Below are 15,442 nucleotides of genomic sequence, written 5' to 3' on the forward strand. Positions count from 1 at the left end.
TTTATCTTTAGGTTATAAAATACCAATATAAGATATCAATTACCAGCTTTTATCAATAATAAGCTGTAACCCTATTTTTAAAACTAAACAGGTCTTATAAAATAACCATTCTGAACAGAAACCAAAGCAATTTTCACACATAAAAAGCCTGTTATACAGAATATTACAACCAATTAACATCCGTAAACGTCCCAATATAGAGAACGTAAGCAAAGTGAATATAAACATGAATTTATTAAACCTCAAAATCCGAATTTAATGGTTTTTAATATTGAATCAACTGATGGTTCTAGTTTTCAATGTATACAAAAATTACCGCCTTACAGTTTTAAACAACTATGTATTACTTGCTTATTAAGTTTACTACCATATATTTCTCAATGCGCCACACACATAGCCGGTAATAATACAAACAAACCCCAAGATTCTATAAAAATAAATTTTAATCAAAAAATAGCTGATGCAGAAAATGATAACATAAAATTGACTGAAGCCTATTTTGAATATGGAAAACATTTAAAGGCATCAGGGAACTCAAAAAAAGCTATCATACAATTTGAAAAAGCGCTTGAAATTGCACAAAGCAGTAACAATAATGAAAAACTGGCTACTATAGCAAATTATACTGGAAATACTTATGTTTCTATTGGAGATTTTACAGCATCAAACAAAATATATCTATTAGCTTTAAAAGCTTCTAAAAAAACAGCTAATAGTGGAGAAACTGCAAAAATAAGCATGAACCTTGCCAGTAATTACAACTACATTGGCGATTACGAAAAGGCAACTAAATACGGACTTTACGCTCTAAAAGTAAAAGAAACAACACACAATCTTGAAAGAATATGCTACCACTATATTGCCATGGGTAATATTTTTAGAGAAAATGATAATGTAGTAAAATGGGAAGAATATGTGCGAAAAGCATATAAAATGAAAGATGTTAAAGACTGTGCTTCCATAAGCGATATAGCAAAAATTTACAACAGTTTAGGGGGCTTAGCTGTTAGAAAAGAAAAACTGGAGCAAGCTTTAATGTATTACGATACGCTAATGGTTTTGAGTAAAAAAGCAAATTACAAACAAGGAATTAATACCGCATTAACCAATAGCGCAGGCGTATACAAACAACTAAATAATTTCAGTAAAGCCTTAGAATTATCTACAGAGGCTGAACAGTATTTTGGAGAGAATCCGTATGAATCTATTTTTAATAAAAACTTCAAAGCCGAACTTTACAACTTAACAGAACAATACAAAAAAGGATTGTCTTTAGTTAACGAAAATATTCAAAAAGAAGAGATTAACTACTACTCGACCGAAAAACTGAAAACCCTAGAACTGTTGTATCAGTTAAATTATAATTTAAAAAATTATGAAAAGGCGTTTTTTTGGAACGACTCCTTACGAAGTACAGAAACACTGTTACGAGACCAACATATCAGAGAATCGTTTGAAGAACTAGAAACAAAATACGAAACCGAGAAAAAAGAACAACAAATAGAAATACTTACAACAGAAAACAAATTAAAAAATCAGCGAATTAATGCTGGTATTGCTATTGTTTCTTTTTTAACTATTTCTATATTTCTTATTTTATACATATTAAATATTAGAAAAAAACAAGCGATTTTAAAGCAAAACGATTTACAACAACAAGTTTTGCGAACGCAAATGAATCCTCACTTTATGTTCAATGTATTGGGGTCTATTCAAAATTTTATGATGCAAAACGATACTCGAAAAGCATCTAATTTCTTATCGCAATTTGCAACTTTAACCCGAGCAACATTAAATAATTCTACCGCAGAAACCATTTCGTTAGCAGATGAAATGAATATGATCAAGAATTATATCGAACTTGAAAAAATGCGCAAGCAAAATAAATTCGACTATACCATTGAATATGACAATGATTTAGAAGTAGATTTTATTCAAATCCCTCCCATGCTTATTCAACCTTTTATTGAAAATTCAATTAAACATGGTTTTAAAAATGTTAATAAAGGAGGACTTTTAAAAATCTCTATTACAGATAAAATACACTGGATAGAGTTTGTTATTGAAGACAATGGTGAAGGATTAACAAACAAAACAGACAAGCAAAACAGTCATAAATCCATGGCGATGTCAATTTTCGAGAAAAGACGAAAACTAATCCAACAGAAATACAAAACAGATTTTAAGTTCGAAATATTAAATTTGAAAGACAAATATCCAAAACAATCCGGAGTTAGAATTACTATAAGCATACCGATACTAAACAATGATTAGAGCCCTTATAATAGACGACGAAGCTGCAATGTTGCAAGTAAATAGTCAATTACTATCAGAATATTTTCCTGATGTTAAACTTGTTGGCACAGCAAATTCTATAAAAACAGGAATTGAATTAATCAATAAACAAGATCCTGATTTGGTATTACTAGATATCGAATTATCAGATGGTACAGGCTTTCAGCTTTTGCAAAAATTACCTGCCTACAATTTTAAAGTGGTTTTTATTACTGGATTCGATGCTTTTGCTATAAAAGCAATAAAATTTAGTGCCATAGACTATATTTTAAAGCCCGTTAACGAAACCGAATTCCAACAAGCCATACAGCGTGCCATTCAACTTATTAAACGTAAAGAAAACACTCAACCACAAGTTAACGTTTTAATCGATTCGTTTAAAAAAGAAATGCAAAGTAAAAAGTTAGTGTTACGCACATCAAACGCAATGCATGTTATTGATATTTGTGATATTCATTTCTGTAAAAGCGATAATAGTTATACCACATTTTATTTTGAAGGAAACGAAAAAATTCTAGTCTCTAAAAGTCTTAAAGATTACGAAGCTTTACTTAGCGAATATGGTTTTTTCAGACCGCATCAGTCGTATTTAGTAAACTTAAATCACATAAAAAAAGTAGATAAAACCGATCATGGTTTTATCATCATGAAAAACAAAAAGGAAATCCCAGTGTCTACGCGTCAAATGAAAAATTTGGTAGACTTACTCGATAGCCTTTAATTAAAAACGCGTTCTTATCTTACAAATTCAAACTTAAATTCTACGAATTCAAGTTTACCGGTATACCTAACATATAGCACTGTTATCTTTAAGTAAAAGTAGATAACTGCTATGCAACAAATCACATTAAATACCATTGATGTTATTCATATCGTTCATCTTGAACATATACTGTACTGCAAAAGTAAAAACAGCTATACTACTTTTTATTTAACAAATCATCTGCCCATTAAAATATCTCGTAGCATAAAAGAGATAGAAAAACAATTGTACAAATCGGCTTTTATCAGACCACACCAATCCTACTTAGTAAACCCTATACATATCGTCCAAATTAGCAAAACAAATGGCTATTCCATTGTATTATCCGATAAATCGCTTATCCCAATCTCAATACGAAAAAGAAAAGAAATTTTGCAAATACTGCTAAAAAAGTAGCGAATTCAAGACCAACGACACCACTATCAAATCTACTATAAAACAACAAGTTAACTTGTCTAATTTTATATAAACAAAACAGAAACTCATGAAAACTCAACATCTAAATTTAAGACACAGTAATCTGTTTAAAATCGTATTGGTAATGGGAATGCTTCTAGTTATTCCGCAACAAACAAACGCCCAATTTTTAAAAAAATTAGTTAAAAAAGCTGAAGACAAAATAGAGCGTGAAGCCGAAAAAAGATCTGAAAAAAGAATCAATAATAAAATTGATAAAGAATTTGATGGTGTTGAAGATGCCATTGATGGCAAAGGTAAAACAGATACAGAAACTATAATAGTTAAGAATAATTCCGATAAAAAGACTATTGAAAACAAAACAGAATCCAATTCAAAACAACAACCAAACGTCATTTGGAATAAGTTTGATTTTGTCCCAGGAGACACCGTAATTTTTGAAGATGGACCAAGCACCAATGAAGAAAACGGGGAGTTTCCTAGCCGTTGGGATTTATATAAAGGTAATGCTGAAATTGGGAATGTTGATGGCGAAAATGTGATTATGTTTCTTAGTCACCAATCTTACATTATACCCTACCTTAAAAATTCTAATGAAGATTATTTACCCGATGTTTTTACTGTAGAATTGGATGTATGGTTTGCAAAAGGGTATACCACTGCTAATAGATTATGGATTTATTTATGTGACAAAAAAAACAATAGTCAAAAGACAGAACGATTGGTTGTAATGCCTCATAGTTTAAGTTTTGCGTCTTCTAGCAAAGATTATCCAGGGACTGAAAAAATAGGATGGTCTAATGAGAAGGTAGGATCGTGGAAACATATCTCTATGGCATATACCAAAGGAAAATACAAAGCCTATTTTAACGATACACGTTTAATAAATGTGCCCCATTTAGAAATTAATCCTTCTGGAATTACTATTGAAGCAGGTAATGACAATATGTATATCAAAAATGTACGTATTGCTAAAGGAGGTGTAAAATATTACGACCGTGTACTTTCTGAAGGAAAAATAATTGTTAACGGAATCAAATTCGATGTTAACAAAGCAACATTAAAACCAGAAAGTATGGGGCCTATTAACAAAATTTTCCAACTCATGCAAAAACAACCAGAGCTAAACTTTAGTGTAGAAGGACATACAGATGCTGATGGTGGAGATGACACAAACATGACCTTATCTAAAGCTAGAGGAAAAGCAGTTATGGATAAATTAATAGCAATGGGAATTGCTAAAAACCGACTTAAAGCTAACGGCTTTGGAGAAAGTAAACCAATAGACAACAACACCACACCTGAAGGAAAAGCAAATAACCGACGCGTAGAATTCGTGAAATTTTAAACTAATCAATAAAAAACAAATTATGAAAAAATCAATAACATTAATCGCCCTTTTAGTTAGTCTTTGTTGTCTAACATTCACCGCTTGTAGTAGTGATGACGACTCATCCTCTAAATCAGAAACCCTAACGGGAACTTATAAAATTTACTTAGATGGAGTGCTTTTCTTAGAAGGAACACATGCTGAAGTGGGGCTAATTAAAGACGACCAAGGCAACTATGTAAATACCATTACTATGGGTACAGATACTGAAGCAGTAATTGTAGTGTCCGGTTTCCCTACAACAATTGGTGATGTTGCTAATATGGTTTATGATGGTGACCCTGGAGTAAATATATTAACAGAGCAAAATATATACGACACAAGATCAGGAACATTTACACGCACCTCAGCTAGTAAAATATCATTTGACGGAACATGCACAGACTGGCCTAATTTACAATCTTATACCATAACGGGCTATGTAGAATCGGAAGCCTGGGAAGTTATAAACTAAGCCCTCAATAATAAAGAATACGTTCTTTTTATAAGGGTAATTAGTAACACAAATTTAGGGGGATGCAGGAGTGCAGACTTAAAAATATATAATGCTATTAATCAACAATAAGCTTGTACTCCTGCTATTTTAAGTACACAAAAACTGCTTTTAAGTAGTCAACATTAATCATTTATTTAGTCTGTAATCATGAAAAATATAATCCTTTTTTTTACCGTATTTATACTAGGTGTTAGTCAATCTCATGCCCAAAAAGAAAAAATAACAGGAAATTGGCTCATCACAAAAGTTGAAGTTAAAGATCGAATCATTAATCCCTATCAAACTATAAATTATAGTCAAGATGGAAAAATGATTATTATGGGAATAGAAGCAGGAATCTGGGAATATAATAAGGAGAACCATTCTATTGTAACCAAATCTGAATTGGATAAAGATTTTAATGGCGAAAATAAAATTCTTAAACTGTCAGACACCGCATTAGTTGTTTTAAAAGATGGGGCTAAAGTATTTTACAACAAGATCAATTTCAATCAAGTCTCTAAAGAAAATGCGAACGCTGGCTTAATGGGGTCTTGGCGATTAAATAACGAAGAAAACCCAGATACCGTTCATCTGTTAACATTCACATCTCCAGACAATTTTGTTTTAATCACTAAAGATTATGGTTCGCAATCCAAATCAAAAGGCACATGGATCTTTAATAAAAAAGATAAAACCGTAATCTTAATTGGTTTATCTATGGAGCAATTCAAAGGTTTAAACAACATTATTCATCGTTCTGAAAATCAAATGTCATTAGAAAATAAGGGCATCACATACGAGTTTACAAAAGAAAAAAATCAAACCAATACCATAGAACATTTGGCATTCTCTCAAGACGATTTTTTTAATGAAAATGGGGATTTTAAATATGAAGAGGATGAAAATAAATTACCATGGAAGAATTGGAACGACATGAAACTAGGGATATTAAATGTAAAACAATTAATATATACCTATTCTAGCTTAATACCAAGCACAACTGCTTTTGAAAACAAAACACTTACGGCAAATGTAGAAGCAAGTATGAACGAAGAAGCATATTATATAGACAATGTATTTATTGGTTTTGACAGCTATAACGTACCAGAAAACGCCCAATTTCCGATCAATTCGTTTAATGATTACAATAAATTATACCCCTTAGAAGATGCTACATTTAGAATACAAGGTGAAAACACCATAACTACTCCTGCAGGCACATTTAATTGCACAATTGTAGAAGCGCTTAATGGTGATGTAAAACAAAAATTATGGATGATTAATGATAAACTCGGGGTTTATGCCAAAATTATTGAAGAAGATCCTGATACAAATTTTGGCCATTATTATATCTATGAGTTACAAGAAATAATCAATAACAATTAAACACATACTATCATGAAAACTACTATAAAAATGTTATCGGCATTACTTATATGTCTCGTATTTACTTCCTGCGATAAAGATCTATTAGATGTAGATTTTAACACAACTGTAAAAGCTACCATTGTGGCACATGTAGACAAATATCAAGAAACGATAGACGAGAGCGTTGTTTTAAGTTTAGACAACAAAGACACACATGATTATTTAAATAAAATTGAAAACGTAAAAATTAAAAAATTAACGTACAAAATCATCAGTTTTTCCGGAGATCCTGAAGGTTATATCGATGTCGATTTTTATGCAGATACGATAACGCTAACCACAGAAGAATTTTTTGTAAAAGAAGCCTATAATGCAGGTACCGTTTTCGAAATTACAGATATCAGTAAACTAAACACCATGGCCAATATTTTAAAAAAGAACATTAGTACTACCGTTGGTATTATAGGACAAAGCTCTGCTATGGAAACAGACATGGACTTTAATATTGAAGTTACAGCAGAATTAGAAGTTACAGCAAACCCATTATAGTTTATAAATCTTAATAAAATGAAAATTCTCAATATAATAATCTTTGTACTACTTCTAGTGAGTTGCAAAGAAAATAAAAAAACCATGCTTACAGATGTGTCTACAAAAACAGAAACACAAGACACCCAACTAAAACGCTATAAAGTGAAATCTGGTAGTATTAAATATAAAACTACCATTTCTGGAAACGTAATGGGGAGTAAAATTACAGGTAGCGGTACAGAACGTAAATATTTTAAAGCTTATGGTGCTATTGAATTGGTAGAAGAAGAATCGTCTCAAACTACCGTTGCTAATATATTTGGAAATAAATCAACCAATACAACCAGTTCGCACACCATCAATAAACTAGAGAATAGCGATAGTTATAGTGTAGACTTTAAACAGAAAAAAATCTACAAACATAAAAATATGGCTATGGAATTAACCAAGCAATTTCAACCCAATAAAGATGCTGGCGAAGCTGGAAAAAACATATTCAAGGCTATTGGTGGACAGCAAACAGGCACAGAAACATACAAAGGCTACGATTGCGAAATTTGGGAAACCATGGGTGTTAAACAATGGATTTATAAAGGAGTAACGTTAAAAGCGGTTGGAACTTTAATGGGAATTACAACCACCACAGAAGCGACAACAGTACAATTCGATATACCTGTTCCAGACAGCAACTTTAAACTACCTAACTTTCCTATTGTAGAGCAAGACAATAGGCTTGGCGGAATAGAATTTGACTCCGAAGATTTTAGTGCCGATTACGAAGATATTCAAAAAGACATGGATAAAATTAAAAACATGTCTTACGAAGATTGGAAACAACATGCCACAGCAAACGATGAAGAAATGCAAAAAATGAGTGAAGAAGAACTACACGAAACATACAATATAATTCAGAACATGATAAAAATGAGAGAATAAGTTGCTATTAATCTATACTTCAAAAACCGAATGTTAACGTGTTATAAACGTACATTCGGTTTTTTCATGTATTCCAACACCTATAAAATGCGGTGGTTAAAACCTATTAATTTTCATTAATACACAACACTTAAACAAAAAATTACTGCGTTCTAATTCCTTAATTTACAAATATCAAGACATCCTTTATATGGTATAATTGCTAATCATAATATGCTTAAGTGGTATACATAGTGTCTTATGTTATGCTTTCACACGATGTGGATAATGCTGCTCACGGTTTTGGAATCTTAAAATGGTATCTTTTACAATAACACCTTTATCTACATTTATTGCATTTTTAATGGTGTTGTTTTCATTCCAATGTTCGCGACCAGAAATTACAGATGGTAAATGAACAAGCAGTGCTGCTGAAATAGACCTAGAAGCACTTTCCCAATAATAACTAGGAGTATGGTCTACAGCATAGTAGTCTATACCATCAATAGCTATAAGCGGATTTTTAAACGTGGTAGGTTTTGCAAAATAAAACCCCATACCTTCATCGCAACTCACATCTATAATTAATGTGCCTGGTTTAAGCATTAATTTCTCGTCTGCTTTCACATAATCAATAGGATCGTCTGTATCCTGATAGGTTCCATTTATAATAATTTCAGATTCATGTATTAAATCTAATAACGGGAGTTCAGTACCGTCGTGCTCAACAACAATCAATCGTGGCTCATTATCGTTTCCCTTTCTAAGTCTCGTATAATGTACATCTAAAACTTCTTCTCTTACCTCATGATCTGGACGCTGAATACAAATTGTAATATCTCTAAAACCATGAGCTTTCAAAGCGTAAATAGCGCCTCTACTTACCGCTCCAAAACTAAAAATAATAACCTTGCGCTGATTGCCATAATGACCATCTATGCCCTTTAATTGAAGCGCATGTATAACCGCACTATAACCTGCCATTTCATTGTTCTTATAAAATGTATGTCTACCCATCTGTCCGTTAGGTGTCCATACATACATATCTTCAAAAGCAATTAAGGTTAATCTTTTGGTTATGGCTGCCTGTGTAATTTGGGGTTGTTGTGCACAATGTGCATATCCCCATAAAGTACCACCGTCTTTTAAATGTTCAAAATCAGATAAAATTGGCTTAGTAATAATTACAGAACCAATATCTGCTAATAGCGCTTCTCGTGTGGCTATTCCGCCGGTTAAGGCTCCTAATTCATCATCTTTAACATTAAAAGGCGCTCCATAGCCTTTCTCAAAAATAAGTTGTTTTCTAATATGTTCTGGAAGTCTTAACAAGTGTTCTGGATGAATAGGCACACGCAATTCGTCTTCTTTTTTAGAAGTTCCAATAACTCCCATTTTTAATAAAGCCATATGTTTTAAATTAAAACGGATTGCAGAGTAATGACATAAGCAAGGCGTAAGATTAAATTTACTATTAGATAGTTAACCATTAGTAATCAGTCATTAATTTGGTTACTAGGTTTCATTAATCAAAATAAAGGTTAAAGTTCAAAGCCTCTAAATTTCGCTGAAGTGCTGCGAAGTGATAATTAATATAATAGACAATACCTAGTCAAAGATACCTTTTAATGAACAGTTATAAGGATAATAAAAAATTAAAAACAACCGCCTACACGTTCCGCTATTAAAAAGGTGATTCTAAACTTTTTACAAAAAAAAGACAAATGTGTTTAAAGTCATAGTTCAACTCATATCCCCATTGTACATTTATAATTCGCAATGCCGTATTTAAATATCTCGAATTAAAAAAGGCACACCACATTGCTGTGTTTTATTTAAACTTAGATACTTAAAAAAAACACATAATGATTATGAAAACAAAAAACAGATATGTTATATTCATTGTTCTGGCCATTATTATACCTACGAGTCTTTGGCTATTAACATTCCCTAATACAACGATAAAACACGATGCCTCACCCTTTTTTGTCTATGGTAGTCAGTTATTGGCTATCATCGGGTTCTCCTTATTCGCCATATCTTTTGTGTTAACTACACGAATTAAAGTCATCGAAACATATTTTGGCGGACTAGATAAACTCTATCAAAAACATAGTACCATAGGTAAAATAGCCTTTTTTATGATTTTAGCCCATCCCATAGTATTATCACTACGATGGATTCCCGATAACATAGAAAAAATATTCTGGTATATACTGCCCATACATAGAAAAATGGAAATAAACATAGGTAGCTGGGCATTAATAGGATTAATCGTTTTATTACTTTTTACCCTAGTTATAAAATTACCTTATGATAAGTGGAAAATCTCACACAAATTTATGGGGCTATGTTTTATCTTAGGTAGTATTCATGTCTTTGGTATTAATAATTTTTATCAAAACAATAAATACCTAGCCTTCTACTTCATTTTAATTACTACACTAGCACTCATAGCTTTTATGTACAAATCCATATTTTATAAATGGACCGCAAAAAAACATCCTTTCGAAGTATTAGCGATTAATAAGTTGAATGCAGAGGTTATGGAAATCACCTTAATTAACAAGTCAACCCATTTCAATTATGTACCCGGACAATTTTGTTTCTTTCAATTTGTAAACAAAGATCTTAGCATGGAATCACACCCTTTTACCATCTGCGATGCGCCTTTAAAAGACGAAATTAGTATACTTGTAAAATCCTTAGGAGACTATACCAATACCCTTCATAAAAAATTAACACTAAATACAACGGCTCTTGTTGAAGGCCCTTATGGCTGTTTTGATTATAAATTAGGTAAAAAGAAACAAATATGGATTGCCGGAGGTGTTGGAATTGCACCTTTTATGAGTTGGTGCAGAGATTTAATGCGTAATAATATGCCTGAACTGGAAGTCGATTTTTACTATTGTGTCCATAATAAATCAGAGGCCTTTTATACACACGAATTCGAAAAATTAGAAACAATAATGCCTAATTTTCATCTTAATGTACACTGTTCAACTAGTACGGGACATATAAAAGGCAGTGATATTAAAGAACCAAAAGATAAAACCATATGTATTTGTGGTCCAAAAAGCATGAGAACATCGCTTCTAAAAGAGTTTAAAACCCTTCAGGTTCCTAAAGAAAATATAATCTACGAGGATTTCGATTTTATATAGCTTACAAACAATAGCTGTACGTAAAAGCTTGTTCTTACCTACTTCAGTGAATCTTCGCAGATTTACAAGTGTTGGTGTTACCGCTAAATTTAAAAATACAGACAAATTAGTTAAATGGCTTGATAAAGAAAATACTTTGGGCAAAATAGGGTGTTTACGGTGAATGTAGCAGAATATTCCTAAGTAACAAAAAAGGAATGAGTATAGCAAAAGCCCCCACAGCAAAAAAAGATAGAAAGGAACGAGAGTCTAGATTGAATAAAAAGACAGAGACATGAAGAAAATTCAGTTTGATAATATGAGAAATAAATTTTGGATTGGACTTTTTATAATCACCATTATATGATTTATAATCGGAATATTTGAACCCATAGAATTTTCAAATCAAAATATAAATAAGTACATTCTAAAAAGTGGTTTGCTATTACAATTACTGTATTTCAGCAGAATCGGACATAGAAAAACGGAATGAAATAATACCATACACTATTACAAAAGCAACAATACATAATGGCTTTTTATCTTAAACAAAGGCGTTGCTATTCTTTGCAGCACATATGCAAAAGGTTAGTCATGATCTCTAAAACTCAAATAATTTAAACCGTCTAAAAGGCACTTACCTCAACGTAAATACACACAAACAGCACCTACCATTAACTCACTGATTACAGATAACTTACAAACAGTATCAAATCTTTTTTATTCGGTTTTTATTTGCTAAATTAGTGACGTAACCACGCTACTAATTAATAACCAAACTGTATTCTTCATGCAAACAAACCATCAACCAACCATAAACGGCTTAAAAAAACGGTCATACCCTACACGCCCAAAAAAAATGCTGTAAAGACATTGTACTTCTGGAGCTAGCAATTTTTATTGCGCTACAATTAAACACGGGTAACACCTGAATAATAAGGGCTATCACAGTGCTTTATAGCACATAAATCTACTAGATATCAGAAAATAGCTAATCTCTTTAAAAAGATTTAAGAAAATACTCTAATACATAATTAAATAGAAGAATCCTTTTTAATCGGCAAACATATTTCAAACCAAGACATAAAACCAAATAATGAAATTATGAAAAAAGCGTATACCATAGTATTAGTCGTATTGATTGCGTTTTCCTGTAATCAAAACAAAGCAAAAAAAGAAACCGAAAACGCTCCTGTGCTGTCATTAGACTCTATAACGGCCATAACCAAAGAAGCCTACATCTACGGATTTCCAATGGTCGATAATTACCGTATTCAATACGATTATTATGAAGACAGTACAAGTACAGAATTTAAGGCACCATGGAATCATTTAGGTAATATAGCACGCGTATTCACCCCTAAAGATATTGCGGTACAAACCCCAAATTCAGATACCCCCTACTCTTGGTCAGGATTAGATTTACGTGCAGAACCTATTGTACTCACATTCCCCGAAATCGAGGCAAATCGTTACTACAGCGTACAGTTTATTGATGCGTATACCTTTAATTTCGACTATTTAGGCACACGTACTTCTGGCAACAAAGCAGGAAGTTACCTTATCGCTGGTCCCAATTGGAATGGAGAAATTCCTGACGGAATAAATAAAGTCGTAAAATCTGAAACCAACCTGATCTCTGCCGTTTATAGAACTCAACTTTTTAACCCTGCCGATATAAACAAGGTCAAGAACATTCAGGCAGCCTATAAAATGGAACCTCTATCATCGTTTTTAAATACGCCATCCCCTACAACTATTCCAAAAATAAATTTTATAAAACCACTACTCCCAGAAGCACAAAAATCGTCATTAGACTTCTTCCGCATCATGAATTTTGCAATGCAGTATAGCCCAACAAACCCAACCGAAAAAACGCTTATACAACGTTTTAAGAAGATAGGAATTGGTGCTGGCTTAGATTTTAATGTGCAAAAACTAGCTCCCGAAGTACAAAAAGCCATGGAGAAAGGTATTAAAGAAGCCTGGACGGTCGACTTTGCCGAAATAAAAAAGAAAATTGATAGTGGGGAAATCACATCAGGAGATCTATTCGGAACCCGAGCATATTTAAAAAACGATTATGTAAAAAGAATGGCTGCTGCTGTGCTTGGTATTTATGGCAATTCAAAAGAAGAAGCCATGTATCCGTTTTATGGAGTAGATGCTGAAGGCAACGCATTAAATGCAACAACAAACAAATACACCTTACATTTTGCCAAAGACCAATTACCTCCGGTAAATGCTTTTTGGTCACTAACCATGTATAAATTACCTGAAAGTTTATTGGTAGAAAATCCCATCAATCGGTATGTATTAAATTCACCCATGTTACCCCATTTTGTAAAAGATAAAGATGGAGGGATTACGTTATATATTCAAAATGAATCTCCTGGAAAAAGTAAAGAAGCCAATTGGTTACCAGCTCCAAAAGGACCGTTTGTAACGATTATGAGATTATACTGGGCTAAAGAAGCCGCTTTAGATGGTAGTTGGAAACGCCCTGCTTTAAACCGTGTTAAAAATTAAAAACATAACGATTAAATATGAAACGCATTAAACTTAAAGCACCGCTACTACTTGTAATTATGGGAGTAATCGCTGCTTGCAATCAACCACAGCCTAAAGCTATCGTTCAAAATACTACAGAAACGATTTCACTCACTGAAGCAACATTACAAGGCGATGAATTAATTAAAACCAATTTTGGTAATATTCAACTAAAAGAAAGTTACCTAACAGAAACATCTATTCAAAACCTAAATAATCAATTAAATCTACAACGGGCTATCGAAGTGTATCAATGGGCGCTTCCGGTAACCACGTTTCAAATGTGGTACAATGCACATTCAGAAATATATGGCGGAGCTTATATGGATTTTGTAGAATATAGCTCATTCAATGAAAAAGTAGGGATCCTTACTGCTAACGCAACAACACCCTATGTAATAAGTTGGGCAGACCTATCCAAAACGGGACCTTTGGTTATAGATTATCCTGCTGGTGCTTCTGCCGGTGGTATTATAGACTTTTATCAGCTTGCTTTAGGCGATTTAGGATTAATGGGCGCCGATAAAGGAAAAGGGGGGAAATACCTCATCATTCCAAACGGATATGATACTTCAAAACTAAATACCAAAGGATACTTTGTGATTCACTGTACAACCAATAAAATAATGATTGGTACACGGTTTCTATCTACGGATAAGGCCGAAATTAAAACAATGAAAGAAACGTTTCTAATTGGTAAATATGGAGAAACGCTAAAACCTGCAAAATTTATTTCGAAGACTAATAAACGTTTTCAGGGCACTCCTTTTAGGGGGCTAAAATACTTTGAATTAGTTCATCAGTTTATTCAAAATGAACCACAAAAAGAAGAAGATAAGATTTTTTACACCTACTTAAAATATCTCGGCATCGAAAACGGCAAACCTTTTAATCCGTCAGAACAACTAAAAACCATTCTAACCGAAGGTGCCAATTTAGGCGAACTCATGTGTAGATCTAACCAAATGAAACCGCGCAAAGACCAGGTCTATTACAAAAATAGCAAGTGGTACAGGTTATTATCAAATTTCCCCTTAACAAAAACCAGTAATACAAACTACTTTTTAGATGAAAGTAATCAGTATTATTACGAAGCTGTAACCGTTACTGCTGGCATGAAATCTAATACCCCTGGACCAGGAACCACCAGCTATTTAACAACTAAAGAAGATAAAAATGGTAACGTTTTACTGGGTTCAAAAACTTATGCAATCCATTTACCGGCTGGCGTGCCTGCTTCTAATTTTTGGGCATTAACGATATATAGCGAAAATACCCGTTGTTTTATAGACAACAAAAATGCAACAAATAAACTAAGAGCAACGAGTATCGATTCAAGAGATAATAATCTAGTAATTAATGCCGACGGTAGTGTAAACCTCTACATTGGCCCCAAAGCTCCTGAAGGTAAAGAAAACAATTGGTTACAAACCAACGTGGGTGAAGGTTGGTTTCCTCTAATCAGAACTTACGGGACCCAACAAGCGCTTTTTGATAAAACCTGGAAGCCTGGAGATTTTGAATTACTAGAGTAATAGCCTAAAAAACAAAACCATAAAAAACCGTCTTTTAAGACGGTTTTTTTTATT

At 32.7% G+C, this 15,442-nt stretch carries 12 protein-coding genes; 11 read left to right on the forward strand and 1 reads right to left on the reverse strand.

What is annotated here, in order from left to right; translation table 11 throughout:
* The first annotated feature begins 258 nt into the window (after positions 1-258).
* The 8 genes from Q1B05_RS14660 to Q1B05_RS14690 all read left to right on the forward strand — a co-directional run bounded on the left by Q1B05_RS14660 (position 259) and on the right by Q1B05_RS14690 (position 8,178).
* Entirely contained in the window at positions 259-2,274 is a 2,016-nt protein-coding gene (locus Q1B05_RS14660) for a histidine kinase (protein WP_299781705.1), read from the forward strand.
* Positions 2,267-3,016, forward strand: coding sequence for a LytTR family DNA-binding domain-containing protein (locus Q1B05_RS14665; RefSeq protein WP_299781706.1), 750 nt, complete (start codon positions 2,267-2,269; stop codon positions 3,014-3,016). Before Q1B05_RS14660 ends, Q1B05_RS14665 begins: the two co-directional genes overlap by 8 nt.
* Before the next feature lie 111 nt (positions 3,017-3,127).
* Entirely contained in the window at positions 3,128-3,454 is a 327-nt protein-coding gene (locus Q1B05_RS18740) for a LytTR family DNA-binding domain-containing protein (RefSeq protein ID WP_366944395.1), read from the forward strand.
* Positions 3,455-3,542: 88 nt separating this feature from the next.
* A complete protein-coding gene (locus Q1B05_RS14670; protein ID WP_299781707.1) occupies positions 3,543-4,823 on the forward strand; it encodes an OmpA family protein in 1,281 nt (426 codons plus the stop codon).
* A 22-nt stretch (positions 4,824-4,845) separates the two neighbouring features.
* Positions 4,846-5,319, forward strand: coding sequence for a hypothetical protein (locus Q1B05_RS14675; protein ID WP_299781708.1), 474 nt, complete (start codon positions 4,846-4,848; stop codon positions 5,317-5,319).
* Positions 5,320-5,508: 189 nt separating this feature from the next.
* A complete protein-coding gene (locus tag Q1B05_RS14680; RefSeq protein WP_299781709.1) occupies positions 5,509-6,729 on the forward strand; it encodes a hypothetical protein in 1,221 nt (406 codons plus the stop codon).
* A gap of 12 nt (positions 6,730-6,741) precedes the next feature.
* Positions 6,742-7,260, forward strand: a complete 519-nt coding sequence (locus Q1B05_RS14685; RefSeq protein WP_299781710.1) for a hypothetical protein — start codon at positions 6,742-6,744, stop codon at positions 7,258-7,260.
* A gap of 18 nt (positions 7,261-7,278) precedes the next feature.
* Entirely contained in the window at positions 7,279-8,178 is a 900-nt protein-coding gene (locus Q1B05_RS14690; protein WP_299781711.1) for a hypothetical protein, read from the forward strand.
* Positions 8,179-8,421: 243 nt separating this feature from the next.
* Here the strand turns inward: Q1B05_RS14690 and Q1B05_RS14695 are convergent, their stop codons facing one another.
* Positions 8,422-9,567 carry a N(5)-(carboxyethyl)ornithine synthase gene (locus Q1B05_RS14695; protein ID WP_299781712.1) on the reverse strand — a complete coding sequence of 382 codons (1,146 nt, stop codon included), beginning with the start codon at positions 9,565-9,567 and terminating at the stop codon, positions 8,422-8,424.
* Positions 9,568-10,028: 461 nt separating this feature from the next.
* On the opposite strand from Q1B05_RS14695, the gene Q1B05_RS14700 reads away from it, so the two are divergent.
* The 3 genes from Q1B05_RS14700 (at position 10,029) to Q1B05_RS14710 (ending at position 15,388) form a co-directional block, all read left to right on the forward strand.
* Complete coding sequence (locus Q1B05_RS14700; protein ID WP_299781713.1) at positions 10,029-11,324, forward strand: ferric reductase-like transmembrane domain-containing protein; 1,296 nt, start codon at positions 10,029-10,031, stop codon at positions 11,322-11,324.
* Positions 11,325-12,407: 1,083 nt separating this feature from the next.
* The gene (locus tag Q1B05_RS14705; protein WP_299781714.1) at positions 12,408-13,832 is read left to right on the forward strand and encodes a DUF1254 domain-containing protein; all 1,425 of its coding nucleotides are present in this window, start codon (positions 12,408-12,410) and stop codon (positions 13,830-13,832) included.
* 17 nt (positions 13,833-13,849) lie between these two features.
* The gene (locus tag Q1B05_RS14710) at positions 13,850-15,388 is read left to right on the forward strand and encodes a DUF1214 domain-containing protein (RefSeq protein WP_299781715.1); all 1,539 of its coding nucleotides are present in this window, start codon (positions 13,850-13,852) and stop codon (positions 15,386-15,388) included.
* The last annotated feature ends 54 nt before the right edge of the window (positions 15,389-15,442 follow it).

The sequence above is a fragment of the uncultured Formosa sp. genome, assembly GCF_947500765.1.
Classification (GTDB): domain Bacteria; phylum Bacteroidota; class Bacteroidia; order Flavobacteriales; family Flavobacteriaceae; genus Formosa.